Annotated in this window: 16 protein-coding genes and 1 riboswitch; of the genes, 5 read left to right on the forward strand and 11 right to left on the reverse strand. The window is 36.3% G+C overall.

What is annotated here, in order from left to right; genetic code table 11:
• Positions 1–326 precede the first annotated feature (326 nt).
• Together HMPREF9013_RS01810 and HMPREF9013_RS01815 are read left to right on the forward strand one after the other, a co-directional pair.
• Positions 327–629: a PadR family transcriptional regulator gene (locus HMPREF9013_RS01810; protein WP_006626663.1), complete on the forward strand. Its 303-nt coding sequence runs from the start codon at positions 327–329 to the stop codon at positions 627–629.
• Entirely contained in the window at positions 626–1660 is a 1035-nt protein-coding gene (locus HMPREF9013_RS01815; protein ID WP_006626664.1) for a DUF4097 family beta strand repeat-containing protein, read from the forward strand. Before HMPREF9013_RS01810 ends, HMPREF9013_RS01815 begins: the two co-directional genes overlap by 4 nt.
• A 407-nt stretch (positions 1661–2067) precedes the next feature.
• On the opposite strand, the gene pflA is transcribed toward HMPREF9013_RS01815, so the two are convergent.
• The 7 genes from pflA to HMPREF9013_RS01860 all read right to left on the reverse strand — a co-directional run bounded on the left by pflA (position 2068) and on the right by HMPREF9013_RS01860 (position 9471).
• A complete protein-coding gene (gene pflA / locus HMPREF9013_RS01825; RefSeq protein WP_006626666.1) occupies positions 2068–2799 on the reverse strand; it encodes a pyruvate formate-lyase-activating protein in 732 nt (243 codons plus the stop codon).
• A 52-nt stretch (positions 2800–2851) separates the two neighbouring features.
• Complete coding sequence (gene pflB / locus HMPREF9013_RS01830) at positions 2852–5104, reverse strand: formate C-acetyltransferase (RefSeq protein ID WP_006626667.1); 2253 nt, start codon at positions 5102–5104, stop codon at positions 2852–2854.
• A gap of 210 nt (positions 5105–5314) precedes the next feature.
• Entirely contained in the window at positions 5315–6106 is a 792-nt protein-coding gene (locus HMPREF9013_RS01840) for a transporter substrate-binding domain-containing protein (protein ID WP_006626668.1), read from the reverse strand.
• 2 nt (positions 6107–6108) lie between these two features.
• On the reverse strand, positions 6109–6849 hold the full coding sequence (locus HMPREF9013_RS01845) for an amino acid ABC transporter ATP-binding protein (protein WP_006626669.1): 741 nt from the start codon (positions 6847–6849) through the stop codon (positions 6109–6111).
• 1 nt (position 6850) lies between these two features.
• Entirely contained in the window at positions 6851–7525 is a 675-nt protein-coding gene (locus HMPREF9013_RS01850) for an amino acid ABC transporter permease (protein WP_006626670.1), read from the reverse strand.
• Between the two features lie 147 nt (positions 7526–7672).
• Positions 7673–8620: a Gfo/Idh/MocA family protein gene (locus HMPREF9013_RS01855; RefSeq protein ID WP_006626671.1), complete on the reverse strand. Its 948-nt coding sequence runs from the start codon at positions 8618–8620 to the stop codon at positions 7673–7675.
• A 14-nt stretch (positions 8621–8634) separates the two neighbouring features.
• On the reverse strand, positions 8635–9471 hold the full coding sequence (locus tag HMPREF9013_RS01860) for an HAD family hydrolase (protein ID WP_006626672.1): 837 nt from the start codon (positions 9469–9471) through the stop codon (positions 8635–8637).
• Between the two features lie 191 nt (positions 9472–9662).
• Between HMPREF9013_RS01860 and HMPREF9013_RS01865 the strand changes: the two genes are divergently transcribed.
• Positions 9663–9824 (forward strand): hypothetical protein, encoded by a 162-nt coding sequence (locus tag HMPREF9013_RS01865; RefSeq protein WP_006626673.1) that lies wholly within the window; start codon positions 9663–9665, stop codon positions 9822–9824.
• Between the two features lie 349 nt (positions 9825–10173).
• On the opposite strand, the gene HMPREF9013_RS01870 is transcribed toward HMPREF9013_RS01865, so the two are convergent.
• Positions 10174–10704: an energy-coupled thiamine transporter ThiT gene (locus tag HMPREF9013_RS01870; RefSeq protein WP_006626674.1), complete on the reverse strand. Its 531-nt coding sequence runs from the start codon at positions 10702–10704 to the stop codon at positions 10174–10176.
• A 15-nt stretch (positions 10705–10719) separates the two neighbouring features.
• Positions 10720–10805: riboswitch (TPP riboswitch) on the reverse strand.
• Between the two features lie 332 nt (positions 10806–11137).
• On the opposite strand from HMPREF9013_RS01870, the gene HMPREF9013_RS01875 reads away from it, so the two are divergent.
• The gene (locus HMPREF9013_RS01875) at positions 11138–12463 is read left to right on the forward strand and encodes a TrkH family potassium uptake protein (protein ID WP_006626675.1); all 1326 of its coding nucleotides are present in this window, start codon (positions 11138–11140) and stop codon (positions 12461–12463) included.
• 9 nt (positions 12464–12472) lie between these two features.
• The gene (locus HMPREF9013_RS01880; RefSeq protein WP_006626676.1) at positions 12473–13129 is read left to right on the forward strand and encodes a potassium channel family protein; all 657 of its coding nucleotides are present in this window, start codon (positions 12473–12475) and stop codon (positions 13127–13129) included.
• Positions 13130–13300: 171 nt separating this feature from the next.
• Here HMPREF9013_RS01880 and HMPREF9013_RS01885 read toward each other — a convergent pair whose 3' ends face one another.
• The 3 genes from HMPREF9013_RS01885 to HMPREF9013_RS01895 form a co-directional block, all read right to left on the reverse strand.
• Positions 13301–14005 (reverse strand): hypothetical protein, encoded by a 705-nt coding sequence (locus tag HMPREF9013_RS01885; RefSeq protein WP_006626677.1) that lies wholly within the window; start codon positions 14003–14005, stop codon positions 13301–13303.
• 63 nt (positions 14006–14068) lie between these two features.
• Positions 14069–14707 (reverse strand): CpXC domain-containing protein, encoded by a 639-nt coding sequence (locus tag HMPREF9013_RS01890; RefSeq protein ID WP_006626678.1) that lies wholly within the window; start codon positions 14705–14707, stop codon positions 14069–14071.
• 36 nt (positions 14708–14743) lie between these two features.
• Complete coding sequence (locus HMPREF9013_RS01895; RefSeq protein WP_006626679.1) at positions 14744–15460, reverse strand: Bax inhibitor-1/YccA family protein; 717 nt, start codon at positions 15458–15460, stop codon at positions 14744–14746.
• Positions 15461–15531: the final 71 nt, after the last annotated feature.

Here is a 15531-nt window from a genome sequence, read left to right on the forward strand (position 1 = left end):
CATAAATCCTCCCTTATTTATCATTTATAAAAAAGAAAAGACACTTAAACTAAATTCCGGTTTTATACCTTGCAACAGATACAATTGCGTGCTCCTTTTCCTATTCCGCAACCCAAGTATAAGATAGATATCCAAATATATAAACCCTTACATATTGTATATTCGCTTCCTCTTTCTTAAAGTTATGAAGTTAAGAGGTCTTTAACAATCATTAAAATTAGCGAGGATTACCTTCTTTATCCATACTCCTTCATTTTTAAATATTTGCAAATAACTATATTGCATAACAATATAGTATGCGATATAATATTCTAAAGGAGGTAATTATGGATGCACAATTTAAAAAAGGAGTTTTAGAATTATGTGTTTTATCCAAGCTCGTTGATGATGATAAATATGGCTATGAATTAACCGAAGACATTTCTCAAGAGCTATCTATTACTGCCGGTACTTTATATCTTATTTTAAAAAGATTGAAAGATAACGGCTATGTGCAAACTTATTTAAAAGAGTCCAACAGCGGCCCGGCACGAAAATATTATCATATCACTCAAGCAGGTTTATCCTATCAACAAGAACAAAAGAACGAATGGTTATCCTTCGTTAAGAAAGTGAGAAATTTATTATGACCAAGCAAGAATACCTACAAGCCTTAAAAGATTACCTAAATGATTATCCTGTCGATGATCAAGTGGAAATTCTACAATCATTTGAAAATCATATTGACGAATCTTTGAATCAAGGAAAAACAATGGATGAAATTGTAGAAGAACTCGGTAATATTGAAGATGTCTTTTTAGACCAACCAAAACTGGAACAAAAAAATACCGGTCTTTCAGAGTTCATTAAGTCTGCTTTAGAAAAAGCAACACCTTTCCTAAATAACATGAAATTCAATGTAGATTTCAATGAAAAACCAATCTTGGAGGATAGTGATTCCTTCCCTTGTTCGAATGAAACCGAGGTGGTTATCATAGGAGATCATCTTGATGTTTGTATAAAACAGGGAGAAAACGCTTCTTATTCCTATGAAGGTTATCCTCTTTCTTTGTCAAAAGAACAACCCACCTTTTCCAAAGAATTCCATCATAACCAAGTCCATTTTCATTCCAAACACGGTCATGGTATTCTCAAAATCACTTTACCCTCTAACATTCACCGTTTAGATATCCAAACAAACTCCGGTGATATTCATTTTTCTGAAACGACCCTAGACACTCTTCAAATTATCTCTAAAGCAGGGGATGTGGATATCAATAGTATCACGGCTGTCAACACTTATATGAAAGTCTCTGCAGGCGATCTAGATATTTCCCAACACACCGGAAACTTAGAATTAGATTCTTTAGCAGGAGATGTCCATGTCAGTCAAAGTCAAGGTTCCTTACTAAAAATCGATTTTAAAGCAGGGGATATCCACATTTCCGGTGATTATCCAAAAGGGATCATCCATGGGACTGCAGGTGATATTGATGTTGATTTATCTCGCATTGAATCATTTGAAATCAAAACCACTACCGGTGATATTCAAGTCAATTGTGATCGTCATGATTTTGAAATCCATGTCGACCATAAAATAGGGGATACCCATATCCCTAACTACCATGGATCCGGTCACTTATATATCAGTAATACCATAGGAGATATTGATATTGATTAATCAAAAAAGGGAGTCCTACTGGAATTCCCTTTTCAATGACAACATTAACTCTTTGGTTTTGGGTGATCCGGATTGTAAAAATGAGAGTAGGTGTTAAATCGAACAAAAAAGTAAACTCCAATGTTCATAATCACTAAACTGCTAACAAACTCAGGCAAATTGAATCCGAGTCGAAAATCCATAAGAATCATTTTCAATATACCGATTGGAATGGTTAATAAAAATAAATATGTATACTTATTTTGAACATTGAGCCATTTTTTCATAAGAATCACTCCCTTCTTTAATTAAAGTCTTACATAATATTCTTTAAAATCAAGACTGATTTTTTCTTAAAAAGAATGGTATAATGGTGAAGATGTTATAAAAAGCTTCGGGATATTCTCGAAGCTTTTTATCTTCTTACTCTATTTTTTGATTCCTAATATACCTTCAGCATGTAATATTTCTTGTGCTGTCGGTTGTGGAGTGTCAGGAATGGGATAAGGAATTCCTAAATGTTCATATTCCACTTTAGCCATGGCGTGATAAGGAAGAATCTCAACCCTTTCCACATTTTCAAGAGTATCTATGAAGTTTTTTAACTGGATTAAATCTTCATCATTGGCTGTAATCCCCGGCACTAAAACATGGCGAATCCATACCGGTAGCTTTCGATCACTTAAATCTCTCGCTAATTCTAAGATATTTTCATTCGACCAGCCGGTTAATTTCTTATGTGTCACCATATTCATTTCTTTAATGTCCAATAAAACCAAATCAGTCACTTTCATCAAGCGTTCAAATTTTGCATACCATTCCGGATTTTTGGTGTAAGGATTACCGGAAGTATCTAGCGTGGTATGAATATGGTGTTTGTGGCAGATTTCAAACAATTCAATCAAAAAATCAATTTGTGCTAAAGCTTCTCCGCCGGATACCGTAATACCGCCACCATTTTTCCAATACGATTGATAACGAATGGCTTTTCGGAATACTTCTTCCGCACTCATTTCCATTCCTTGTTTAAATTTCCAAGTTTCTGGATTATGACAATACAAGCAACGCATCGGGCAACCTTGCATAAAGACAATAAAGCGAACGCCCGGTCCATCGACAGCCCCAAAGCTTTCAAATGAATGAATATAGCCTTTTGTCATGGTGTCCTCCTATGGATAAAAAGAGCATCTTGAACAGATGCTCCCTTCTTCCTTACATATGATCGTGGAATGTACGAGAAATCACATCCAATTGTTGTTCACGAGTTAAGGAAATAAACTTAACCGCATAACCGGATACACGAATCGTGAAGTTCGCATATTCAGGTTTGTCTGGATTTTCCATGGCATCCAATAATTTTTCTTTACCAAAGACATTCACATTTAAGTGATGTGCCCCTTGATCAAAGTAACCATCTAAGACATGAACTAAGTTTTCTTTTCTTTCTTCTTCGCTATGCCCCAATGCACTTGGATTCATTGTTTGTGTATTGGAAATACCATCCAATGCCCAGTGATATGGTAACTTCGTTAAGGAGTTCAAAGAAGCTAATAAACCATTTTGTTCAGCTCCATACGATGGGTTAGCACCAGGTGCTAATGGTGTCCAAGCCTGACGGCCATCCGGCATATTTCCTGTGTATTTACCGTATACCACATTAGAAGTAATGGTTAAGATGGAAGTTGTTGCTTCAGAATTACGGTAAGTATGATGTTTCTTAATCTTATCAATGAAACTCTTTAATAACCAAGTCGCAATTTCATCTGCGCGGTCATCATCATTACCATACTTAGGGAACTCTCCTTCCGTTTCGTAAGCTGTGACAATGCCATCTTCGTTACGAATGGTCTTTACCTTAGCGTATTTAATAGCACTTAAACTATCCACCACATGAGAGAAACCGGCAATACCGGTCGCAAATGTACGACGAACATCGGTATCAATCAAAGCCATTTCCGCTGCTTCATAATAATACTTATCGTGCATATATTGAATCAGGTTTAAGATATTCACATATAAACCAGCTAACCAGTCCAACATCACATCATATTTTTGCATGACTTCATCATAATCCAAATATTCCGAAGTGATTGGACGATAAGAAGGAGCTACTTGTTTAAAGCTCTTTTCATCTACACCACCATTGACGGCATACAACAAAGCCTTCGCCAAGTTCGCACGAGCTCCAAAGAATTGCATTTCTTTCCCTGTTTCAGTCGCCGATACACAGCAACAAATGCTATAATCATCGCCCCATTCCGGTCTCATTACATCATCATTTTCATATTGAATAGAAGACGTATTAACAGAAATTTTAGCCGCATACTTACGGAATGTTTCTGGCAAACGAGAAGAATAAAGAACTGTTAAGTTTGGTTCCGGAGAAGGACCCATATTTTCTAAAGTGTGTAAGAAACGGAAATCGTTCTTTGTCACTAAAGAGCGACCATCACTACCCATTCCGGCCACTTCCAAGGTAGCCCACACCGGATCCCCTGAGAATAGTTCATTATAGGCAGGAATACGAGCAAATTTCACCATACGGAATTTCATAACCATATGATCAATCAATTCTTGGGCTTCCGATTCGCTTAAAATACCGGCTTCTAAATCTCTTTCCAAATAAATATCTAAGAAAGTTGAAATACGACCCACCGACATGGCGGCACCATTTTGAGTTTTAATAGCTGCTAAATAGCCAAAATATAACCATTGGCAAGCTTCTCTTGCATCTTTTGCCGGTTTGGAAATATCAAAGCCATAAACAGCCGCCATTTCCTTCATACCTTTTAATGCTTTAATTTGTTCGGATAATTCTTCTCTTTGACGAATGATATCATCCACCATGGTTCCATCCCCACAGTTTAGTTTATCTTCTTCTTTCCAAGCAATCAGTTGATCAATTCCATATAAAGCCACACGACGGTAGTCACCAACAATACGACCACGACCATACGTGTCTGGCAAACCGGTGATGATATGTGAGCTACGAGCTGCTCTCATTTCCGGCGTATACGCATCAAATACCGCTTGATTATGAGTCTTGTGATATTCTGTAAAAATTTTATGAAGTTCAGGATTTGGTTCAAAGCCATAAGTCCTTAACGCTTCTTCCGCCATCTTGATACCGCCATAAGGCATAAAGGCTCTCTTTAACGGTTTGTCCGTCTGTAAGCCGACAACCGTTTCTAAGTTTTTCAAAGATTCATCAATATATCCAGGGCCATAAGCCGTCAACCCGGAAACGATATCCGCTTCTTCATCCAGCACACCGCCATGGTTTCTTTCTTCTTTTTGTAATTCTTGCAAACGAGTCCATAACTGATTTGTTCCATCGGTTGGTCCAGCTAAGAAAGACTCATCCCCATCATATGGGTGGTAATTCTTTTGGATAAAATCCCGTACATTGCATTCTTCTTTCCATGTACGACCTTCAAATCCATGCCATTGTTGATTATCAATCATTATGTTGATCCCCCTTCATCTGATTAATCATAGCAAACCTACCATTCCTAAGTCCATTCAGACTATCTCTTTTCTCCCTAAAAAAAGAGGGTTTTTTAGACAAAATGAAATAAATTCCATTTTCTGAATATTCCATTTCAGAATATATTTTCACTAAGCGCTTACATTTCAAAAAGAACCTCTTTATGAGGTTCTCTTGATTTCAACAACTTATTTATGTGTAATATCCTTACCAAAATATTTCTTAGATAAAGCAGCCAATGTACCATCTTCTCTTAATTCTTTTAAAGCTTGATTGACCGCCTTTTTTAAAGAATCATTTCCTTTTTTCATAGGAATCGCATATTCCGTAATATCCGGTAATTGAGCCACGACCTTCAACTTCTTTTCTCCTGTTGTATTTAAATAATCACTTACCGAAGTGTCTGCATTAATGGTAGCATCTACCGTTCCATTCAACACCAACTGCATTGTTTCCGCTAACGTAGGGACATTCGAGACAGTTGCTCCATATTTTTCAGCAATGGTCGCATAAGTTGATCCGGTGGAATTTGCAGATTTTTTAGATTTTAAATCTTCAAAACTTTTAATGTTGGTATTTCCTTCTTTCACCACCAAGTCAATGCGATCATAGGCATAAGCATCACTCATATCAAAGGCTTTCTGACGCTCTTTTGTCACATCCACTCCATTAACAACGATATCATATACACCCGTGGATAATCCCGTTAATAGACCATCCCAAGCCGCTTCTTTAATTTCAGCCTTAACCCCTAATTTCTTAGCAATATGCTGTGCTACTTCTGTATCATAACCAACCAATTTATCTTTACTATCATGGTAGGAAAAAGGCTTCCAGTTTCCTTCCAAACCAATTTTCAAAACCCCTGCCTTCTTAACTTTCTGTAAAGAATCCTCTGCTTTTTCATTTGTCTTAGTGCCACAAGCCACTAAGCCTAATGCTAAAATGGCACTCATAACCACTTTTCCTAGATATCTCATTTCTATTCCTCCTTCATTCTTAAAAACTCTCTTGTTCTCTTTTCTTTTGGATGTTCAAACATTTCTTCCGATGTTCCCTGTTCCACGATCCGACCATGCTCCATGAAAATGACACGGTTTGAAACATCTTTTGCAAAACGCATTTCATGAGTGACGACAACCATCGTTCTTCCCTCTTTCGCCAAATCCTTCATGACCGCTAATACTTCCTCAATTAACTCCGGATCTAACGCACTGGTCGGTTCATCAAAATAAATAATTTCCGGGTTTGGTGCTAAGGCTCGTGCGATCGCAACACGTTGTTGCTGACCACCTGAGATTTGTGACGGATAATAATTCCAACGATTTTCCATGCCGACTTTTTTTAATAATTCCATGCCAATCTCATGAGCTTCTTCTTTTTTCATGCCTCGAACTGTCGTTAATCCTAAGGTCACATTCTCCAATACTGTCCGATTCGAAAATAAATGATACGCTTGAAACACAAAGCCTGTTTTCTGTCGGATCTGATTTTTTTCTTTATTGGTCATAGAAACAAAGTGATACAGTTTCTCATCGAAAACGATCGTTCCCCGATCCGGTTTTTCTAAAAAATTTAAACAGCGAAGTAATGTCGTTTTTCCTGACCCGGATGGCCCCAAAATAGAAATCACTTCTCCTTTTTCCACTGATAAATCAATACCTTTTAACACTTCATTATCCTGATAAGATTTATAAATATCTTTTACCGTTAGGACAGCCATTTTAAGCCTCCTTTCTTTCATAACGAGAAAGTTTCTTTTCAATTCGGGATTGGAAGAAAGTAATGATCGTACAGAATAATAAATACACCAATGCTACCTCTATATAAAGAGGCATAAATGTATAAAATTTACCGGCAAAACGCTGGGTTGTCATAAACATTTCCACCACCGTAATATTCGCTGCCAAAGAAGAATCTTTCACTAAAGAAATCAGTGAATTTGATAAGGCCGGGAAAGCCGTTCGAAAAGCTTGTGGTAACACAATGTACCACATCACCTGAACAAAATTCATTCCCACGCAATATCCTGCTTCACTTTGACCACGAGGAATACTTTCTAAAGCCCCACGAATCGCTTCTGACATATAGGCTCCCTCACAAATTGAAAAGCCAACCGTTGCGGCCACAAAGGGATTACTTTGAATCCCAATCACCGGTAATCCATAGAAAATAATCATCAATTGCACCAATAAAGGTGTCCCTCGAATCAACCAAACATAGATTCGAACTAGCTTTTTAACAACCGGAATTTTAGCATATTGAACCAATGCTGCTAAAACAGCAATTATCAAACCAAAGAAAAAAGATAGAAAAGCTAACGGTAATGTCATGGTTAACCCTGCTTTTAAAATTGGCCAAAAAGAAGTTGCTACTATATTCCATACATGCTGATCCATGAGCTTTCCTCCTTTAATACCCGTTTATTTTATAAGTATTTTTTTTATTTGTAAAAAAGATTGCACTCAATTAAAAAAAGTGATTAAAAGATCTATTTCTCTTAATCACATCGTTCATTTTCTAAAACTATTCTTTTCGTATTTTTCTTACGATTCATAGCGTAACTTCCAAACGATTTCCATAACATTCAAACTATCTTTTAACCAATCATTGGCTTGTTTGAAATTCTTCTGATCCATCACTTCTTTCATCTTTGAAAATTCATTTTGAAAGATATTTTCCGCTTCCACATCCAGCACTCTCTTTACACCATTTGTATAAACATGTATTCCATGTAAATCACCCGGACGGCAAGGAATATAGATGGTTCCAAATTGACCAACAATCTTTTGATGAAGTGGTGCATCATTCATTTTAGAACCAACGCATTCCACCACAAAGCCAGGATATTTCAAATAAACAGTCCCTCGAACATCTACGCCGTTCCAACCTGTTTCTTTTTCATAATGATACGCCTCTGGTTTCCCCCACAATTGAATGGCAAAATGAAGATTATAAATATTAACATCCATTAAAGCACCACCATCCATTTTAGGATCAAAAGCCGGTAACACTTCATGCTTCAAATAAGCATCATAGCGTGAAGATCGTTGTTGATAATCCAGATGAACCGCTTGAATATTCCCAATTTCTTTGACCTCTTTCTTCAAATCTTCTAAATAAGAAGAATATCTAGTTAAGATAGCTTCAAATAGAAAAAGTTTCTTTTCTTGAGCTAGCTCTACCAATTCCTTCGCTTGTTCTAACGTGGAAGTAAATGGTTTCTCTAAAATAACATTTTTATTCGCTAATAAGGCCTTTTTCGCAAAATCATAATGCAGAGAATTCGGTAAACCAATATACACCGTATCCACTACCTTATTTTCCAAAAACTCTTCGTACTCATGGCATACTTCTATTCCATATTTTTCCTGAATAAGCTTTCCTTTTTCCACATTTCGGCAATACAGAAACGGTATTTCAACCACTTCTTGAATACCTGCTTTTAAAACCATGTCCACAATCTTTCCTGAACCGACGATTCCTAATTTCATACACACGATCTCCTTCATTCTCCCATCAAATGGAATTGTTCAAACGCATGATAAATACCATCTTCTAAAATATCTTTAGTGATAAAGTCGGCGTGTTCCTTCGCCACCTTAGAAGCATTACCCATGGCAATCGCCACACCACAATAGTCCAACATCGGAATATCATTGGCACTATCACCTATCCCTATCGTATCTTCCCTGGCTAGGCCAAAGTAATCCATCACTTTTTGAATGCCCGTAGCCTTTGTTTCTAAACCGTTAGTGATCTCAGCAATATGTAGTTGACGTTTTGGTTCAAAAGCGGATACCGTTAACACAAACGGTTCCTCTAATCGATCTTCTAAATCTTTCATCAATCTTAAATCCTGTAAGAAAATACACATCTTATAAATATTTTCTTCTTCACTCAAATAATCAAAGCGATAAATGTTATTCTCAAGAACAATTTTTTCTCTTTTCGCTCTGTCAGAAGTATTTCCACCATAGTAATCCACAATGTAACCATAGCCTGTTTCATCCCCATAAACACCGGCTGCGGCTTCCAACATATAAGGAATTCTTAAATCTTCCAATGGTTGTGTCAGTGCTTTCAGTTGTGATTTAGTTAAAGGATTATCATAAATATGCTGGCCATTTACATATACCGAAGAACCGGCCCCAAAGATAAAACCATCCACAGGATAATGTAAATATTTCGTGGCTCCGGCTAAACTTCTCCCGGTGCACAAAAAAACTTTATGCCCTGCTTTTTTCGCTAATTCAATAGCTTTTAATGCCGACTCTGGTGTTCCACCAATTTGCGGTGAGAATAAAGTTCCATCTATATCTAAAAATATTATTTTCTTATTCATAGTCCCATTATAAAAGAAAAACTTCTTTTATCGAAAAAATCTTTTTGAAAATATCAGTCACGAAAAAAATGTCTATGTTAAAATTAGAAAATTTTCCGTGAAAGAGAATGACTTTATCACGAAAACAACTTTACCTGTTACAGCGGAGAATAAAGCAAACGAAAAGAAAACCTATCACATTGAAATGTTCCATGGATGAAAAAGAAACTCGCATTACACAAGATACAGTTTATGTGAATGATTTAAACCCAAATCAATCTGGTGAATACAAAGTCTTTGAGTATGTGTCCAGTGATAAATTATCTGCTCTTAAAAAAGCCAAATTTAAAGTTGCCTCTATAAGTATGTACTAATCTAAGAAAACCTGCTGATTGATGTTAACTCCTCTTTTATTTTCTCAACTTGAAGCGTTTTTCCTTCTTTAACCCCAATTCCCATCACACTTGTATATGTTGAAAAAATAGTATAGCCGTATTGTTGTAAGCATATAAAAACCATAAAAGAAACAACTATTATCTGAGAGATATATTGTATGATTTTTTCATCCTACCTCCCCACCATAACTAATACAACCCAAATATAAATGATTAACGCATGATTGTAAACCCTTACATTATCTAACGGTATTCCTTCTTTGATCATTTCTGCTTCTATAGCAACTAAAAAACCTGTCCATTCAAAATGAATTAACAGGCCTTTTCTTTATTTCACTATTTTTTGTACTCTACTCCACAACAACGGTACAATCAATAAACAAATCACCATTGTGGCTAAGTTATACCAAGCGTTATAGTTTAAGGAAAAAATCCATGCGACAGTAGAACCGGCTGCACCTGTCTTCGGTGGCCAGAAATAAACACCCGACAACACTTGAGATACATATTTAATCCCCATGGCTAACACAATAGATAAACCGAATTTCTTGGGAAATATACTAGCCACTCCCACAATTCCTAATGGCAATACATAATCTAACATAATTTGAATAGGATGATTGAACCACATTTCCGCTCCCATCATAAATGTGATCAGCCAAGATAAAAAAGCAACGAATATTCCACCTGAACATCCCAAATGATAGCTAGCTATGAACAAAGCTATCAACTCAATCTCAATACTTCCACCTTGTGGCATTTTTAAGAACGGAATCAAGTTCCCGACAAACTTCAAAACAACATATAAGGCTGTATACATCGCCGTATATGTTAAAAACTTAACCTTATCTCTTTGCATAAAAAAACACCTCCTAAAAGGCGTAGGTCTACTCCCTACGCTAGCATTACCTAGATCAGGTCAAAGGGTACATCTCAGCTTTCGCGCCCCTGTAACGTGGTTATTATACACCTATTTATTAAAAAAGGCTCTGGATAAATCCAGAGCCTGTACAAATCTGTATCGAGGAGGACCAGAACTTGTACGATCTTCCAATCTGCCCTAAAGGAAGAGCCTGCTAAACTCTTTTTTATCCATGAGTTAGCCTAGGCTAACTAGACTATAACAAAAGCAGTTAGTCTTGTCAAACTATTTTATCTAATTTTTTAAAACTCTTTTTTTCATTCTTATTTTTTATGAAAACTTCCTTTGTAAAACTGATTTCCTTTAAATTTATTTCTTAAGAAACAGTGAATGGGTTGTTTTATCTTCTTTTTCGCAATACACTAACGGTATGAAAAAACTGAAGTTATCATCCTTCCAAGTGATTCTGTTAGGGTTTCTTGGTTTAATTTTGGCCGGAGCTTTATTGTTGATGTTACCGATTTCTTCCCAAAAAGGAGTTTGGACACCATTTCTTGAAGCTCTATTCACCTCTACCAGTGCTTCTTGTGTAACCGGTTTGGTCGTTCATGATACCGGTACCTACTGGTCTTTATTTGGTCAAATGATTATTTTATTATTGATTCAAATAGGAGGTTTGGGAATCATCACAGCCTTAACCGCCTTTTCCTTGGGAGCTCACCGCCATATCACACTAAACCAACGAAAATTACTCGTTGATTCTGTTTCTGCTCCTTATCTAGGAGGCATCGTCCGTTTCATTAAGATGATTTTCAAAATCACCTTTGGTATCGAAGCGATCTTTGCTTGTGTGTTGGCTTTCCAATTCATTCCCGAATTTGGTTTATTAAAAGGAATTTGGTTTTCTATATTCCATTCTATTTCCGCTTTCTGTAATGCCGGATTTGATTTATTAGGAACCGCCAATCACTTATACCCATCTCTCACCTCTTATGTGGGTAATCCCTTAGTTTCTCTCAGTATTACTTTCTTGATCATCCTTGGTGGATTAAGTTTTATGACTTACGAAGATTTTCATATCCATCATTTCCATTTCAAAAAATATCGTTTACAAACCAAAGTAATTTTGGTCACTACTTTCTTCTTATTATTCATTCCTACTCTCTATTTTTTCTTATCTCAGTTTCAAAACTTACCAATAAAAGAAAGATTACTAGCCTCTATCTTCCAAGCCGTTACCCCACGTACTGCCGGATTTAATACCGTTGATTTCACAACACTTTCCGAGAACAGTCTGCTAATCATATCTATTTTAATGGTCATTGGTGGTGCTCCAGGGTCAACAGCAGGAGGTATGAAAGTGACCACTTTTGCGATCATGTTAATATCATCCCTTGCCATCTTCCGGCAAAAAGACCGTTGTGAAGCTTTTGGTCGAACGATTCCAAATACCATTGTCAAAAATGCGGCTACTATCTTTATGTTGTATATATCTGCCTGTATTATTTCAGCCCTCATCATCGCACAATTGGAGAATATCCCGATCATTCAAACCATCTTTGAAACAGCCAGTGCGATCGGCACAGTTGGCTTGACCGTGGGTATCACCCCCACTTTAGGAATCGCTTCTCGCTGCATCCTTATCTTTTTGATGTTTATGGGAAGAATTGGCGGAGTGACTCTTATGATTTCGGTATTTCCAAATGTAAATAAAAATCGAGGTAAACTTGTTGAAGAACACATTGTTGTTGGATAGGAGAAAAATATGAAACAAGCATTAATTATTGGTATGGGTCGTTTTGGTCGCAATATTGCTAAAAAATTAAATAATCTGGATGTTCAAATCTTAGCCGTAGATATCTCAGAATCGAATATCAATGATGTCATGCCTTATGTGACTAATGCCGTCATTGGAGATGCTACTCAAAAAGAATTTCTACAGACTTTAGGAGTCTCTAATTTTGATGTTTGCTTTGTGACCATTGGTGATGACTTTCTAGCTTCCCTAGAAGCCACTTCTTTCTTAAAAGAACTGGGGGCTAAAAAAGTTGTTTCCCGAGCCGCTAAGAATACACAAGAAAAATTCTTATTGCGAAATGGGGCTGATCATGTGGTTTATCCGGAAAGAGAAATCGGTAATCTGACCGCTGTTCGCTATTTCAATGATATTATCATCGAATATATCCCGGTTGGCGATAACATTTCTATTTATGAAGTTTCTACGCCAATAGATTGGGTAGGAAAGACAGTTACCGAATTAGATGTTCGACGTGCCTATCATATCAATATCATTGCCGTTCGAACCAATAATGAAGTTAACTCCATCATTTCGCCCGATTATACCTTCAACCAAAAAGATTCTATCTTCATGTTGGGAGATGAACACAATATCAAAAAATTCATGCATCAGTTTGAAAAATAAAAAGAAGAAGTATTAACTTCTTCTTTTTATTTCAAATATTTTAGGGGATAGAGTACTGAAGAATTTTCCATTCATCAGGGCAAGTTTCTTTAACTTGCATCTATAATATAGGAAATCATTTTCTCATAACAGTGGAAATGCTATGTGATATTATGTGAAAATTTCTCTTTTTTAAAGATGAATCACATTAGACGAGGGGCTATGATGAAAATGATCATGATGCAACAAATACTTTCCATGTATTTTATTTTGATACCAAACCATCCATAACGGCATCACAAGTACTTTAATAGCGTAAGCTATTGATAATTTCAAAAATACACCAAATTTCAATCCTTTAACACCTTGAATAAAACCGATATACAATATATAGGCATTTAGAAAAAGATTGTAAAGCGTCGCCAATGTTGCGGATATCACATTCGTTTTAATCTTAGGATTATAAAAATAAATCCCATAGAGAGCTAAAACAGAAATATTGTAAATACAAATAGGTTTTTGACTCTTTCGATACACCACCAATGTTTTACGATTGTAAAAAAACATGACACGTGCATATCTTCCATTAGCTTCATTGATCCAGACATGGCTGACCGATTCTATCTCGTCCCAAGGAACCAGTAAATCTATTTTTTTCAAATAGATCCCTTCTTGAGAAATGGATAATTTCCACCCTACAAAAGAAAAGATCAGTAACAGTAATAAACTGACACCAATACTTAAAAACGGTATTTGTTTAGCTGAAATGCACTTCCCCGATAAACAAAAAGAGCCATTCTTATCTAAAGAAATTCTATATATCAGCATCCAGGCTAAAAGCCAAATAAATACAAAAAAGCGATAATATATGCTGTGAAATTTTATTCCTTTCTTCATACAAATTCTCCTTAAAATAGTGGATATCACTACCAGCCATTTTACCACATCACCATTTCTTGCCTACGCTTTTCCTTCCGTTTCCTGATAACAAGAAATGATCCATTTTTGATCCACAATAGGGAATACTTCATTTTGAATCGTCAAGCGTTCTTGATCTATCCGATATTCTTCTTCGATTAGATTCAATGGGGTCAAAAAAGACATCCCACCATCATTTGTTCGGATATTAATTTTTATCACTTCATGATCCATTCGCTGATATTCAATGGATGTAATCTCTTCCGGATTTCCTTTTTTATGATCCACAAACTCAATAAAATTATCATATTTCGCCAATTCAACCAAGCGATCATCCACACCATCTTCAAATATTTGAATTTTTTCAACCAACTGTTGAATGGTTTGCACGTGGCGAAGCGTAAAACCAACTTGATTCAAAGCCGGACCCGTTTGAGCCATTTCTTTTGGCAACATTTCTTCCTGCACCAAAACCAGCACAAATTTACGCAAACGATCCATATAAGTAAACGGAACTTGTAACAAAAATTCATGTTGACAATGAAGGCAACTATGATGAAATAAATCGCCACTCATTAATAATTCTTTTTCCTCTTCACTTGCCTCTAAACTGAGTGTAACTTCTAAGTCCATCGTTTCGCCACAATAGGGACAAGTATAAGCAATCCATTGTTTCTGCATATGATCTTCTATAAAAAAACAGGAAAGATTCCTGTTTTATTTTCTGCGACCTCCGCTTAAGATTCTTAACAAATAAATAAACATATTGATAAAATCTAAGTAAAGTTCAAAGGCTCCATAAATAGCTAAGTTTAGTTGCTTGTTCCCTTCCTCTTGAATCAGGGCGTATTTCTTTAATCTTTGTGCATCCCAAGCCGTCAATCCCATGAAAATCACTAAACCGGCGTAGGAAACCCACATATTTTGATGAAGACTAGGAACCCAGATAGCAATCAAGTGAATAATCACAAGAGCTACTAAACCGCCAATCAAGATACCGCTGATTTTTGATAAATCAAAACTCGTAAAAGTTCCCACCATCGCCAAACTGCTAAATAAAACAGCCGAATAAATGAATGCCTGATAGATGGTATACATTTCAAACAAAACAGGCAATACCGAAAAAGTAATTCCCGTGACAACGGAATAAACAACCATCATCAAACCATTCATCCACGCAGGAAATCTGGAAATGCCGGCGGATAACCCGAAAGCTAATCCTAACTGAATCAAAAACAAAATCCAAAAGCCGAACTCACTCCTTAATAAGCGATAGATAAATCCACCTGAAAGCAAAGATTGATATCCCATATAAGCAACTGCTGCCGTTAGGAATAAGGCTAATGCCATAAAACCATAGACTTTTGTCATATAGGATTTCACGAGTACTTCTGGGCGAGAACTAACATAAGAATCATTTCTAAATTCACTCATAATTGAACACATCCTTTCAATAACATCTTCATTCTACACTAAAGTAAATCATAATACCAAATCTAATACAA

The organism is Bulleidia extructa W1219 (genome assembly GCF_000177375.1).
GTDB classification, from domain to species: Bacteria; Bacillota_I; Bacilli_A; order Erysipelotrichales; family Erysipelotrichaceae; genus Bulleidia; species Bulleidia extructa.

Excerpts from the sequence above, each read along its gene's own strand:
- HMPREF9013_RS01850 (WP_006626670.1), bottom strand. The coding sequence starts at position 7,525 with ATGGATCAGCATGTATGGAATATAGTAGCAACTTCTTTTTGGCCAATT.
- HMPREF9013_RS01815 (WP_006626664.1), top strand. The coding sequence starts at position 626 with ATGACCAAGCAAGAATACCTACAAGCCTTAAAAGATTACCTAAATGAT.
- HMPREF9013_RS01845 (WP_006626669.1), bottom strand. The coding sequence starts at position 6,849 with ATGGCTGTCCTAACGGTAAAAGATATTTATAAATCTTATCAGGATAAT.
- HMPREF9013_RS01855 (WP_006626671.1), bottom strand. The coding sequence starts at position 8,620 with ATGAAATTAGGAATCGTCGGTTCAGGAAAGATTGTGGACATGGTTTTA.
- pflB (WP_006626667.1), bottom strand. The coding sequence starts at position 5,104 with ATGATTGATAATCAACAATGGCATGGATTTGAAGGTCGTACATGGAAA.
- pflA (WP_006626666.1), bottom strand. The coding sequence starts at position 2,799 with ATGACAAAAGGCTATATTCATTCATTTGAAAGCTTTGGGGCTGTCGAT.
- HMPREF9013_RS01875 (WP_006626675.1), top strand. The coding sequence starts at position 11,138 with ATGAAAAAACTGAAGTTATCATCCTTCCAAGTGATTCTGTTAGGGTTT.
- HMPREF9013_RS01890 (WP_006626678.1), bottom strand. The coding sequence starts at position 14,707 with ATGCAGAAACAATGGATTGCTTATACTTGTCCCTATTGTGGCGAAACG.
- HMPREF9013_RS01860 (WP_006626672.1), bottom strand. The coding sequence starts at position 9,471 with ATGAATAAGAAAATAATATTTTTAGATATAGATGGAACTTTATTCTCA.
- HMPREF9013_RS01885 (WP_006626677.1), bottom strand. The coding sequence starts at position 14,005 with ATGAAGAAAGGAATAAAATTTCACAGCATATATTATCGCTTTTTTGTA.
- HMPREF9013_RS01865 (WP_006626673.1), top strand. The coding sequence starts at position 9,663 with ATGGATGAAAAAGAAACTCGCATTACACAAGATACAGTTTATGTGAAT.
- HMPREF9013_RS01810 (WP_006626663.1), top strand. The coding sequence starts at position 327 with ATGGATGCACAATTTAAAAAAGGAGTTTTAGAATTATGTGTTTTATCC.
- HMPREF9013_RS01870 (WP_006626674.1), bottom strand. The coding sequence starts at position 10,704 with ATGCAAAGAGATAAGGTTAAGTTTTTAACATATACGGCGATGTATACA.
- HMPREF9013_RS01880 (WP_006626676.1), top strand. The coding sequence starts at position 12,473 with ATGAAACAAGCATTAATTATTGGTATGGGTCGTTTTGGTCGCAATATT.
- HMPREF9013_RS01840 (WP_006626668.1), bottom strand. The coding sequence starts at position 6,106 with ATGAGATATCTAGGAAAAGTGGTTATGAGTGCCATTTTAGCATTAGGC.
- HMPREF9013_RS01895 (WP_006626679.1), bottom strand. The coding sequence starts at position 15,460 with ATGAGTGAATTTAGAAATGATTCTTATGTTAGTTCTCGCCCAGAAGTA.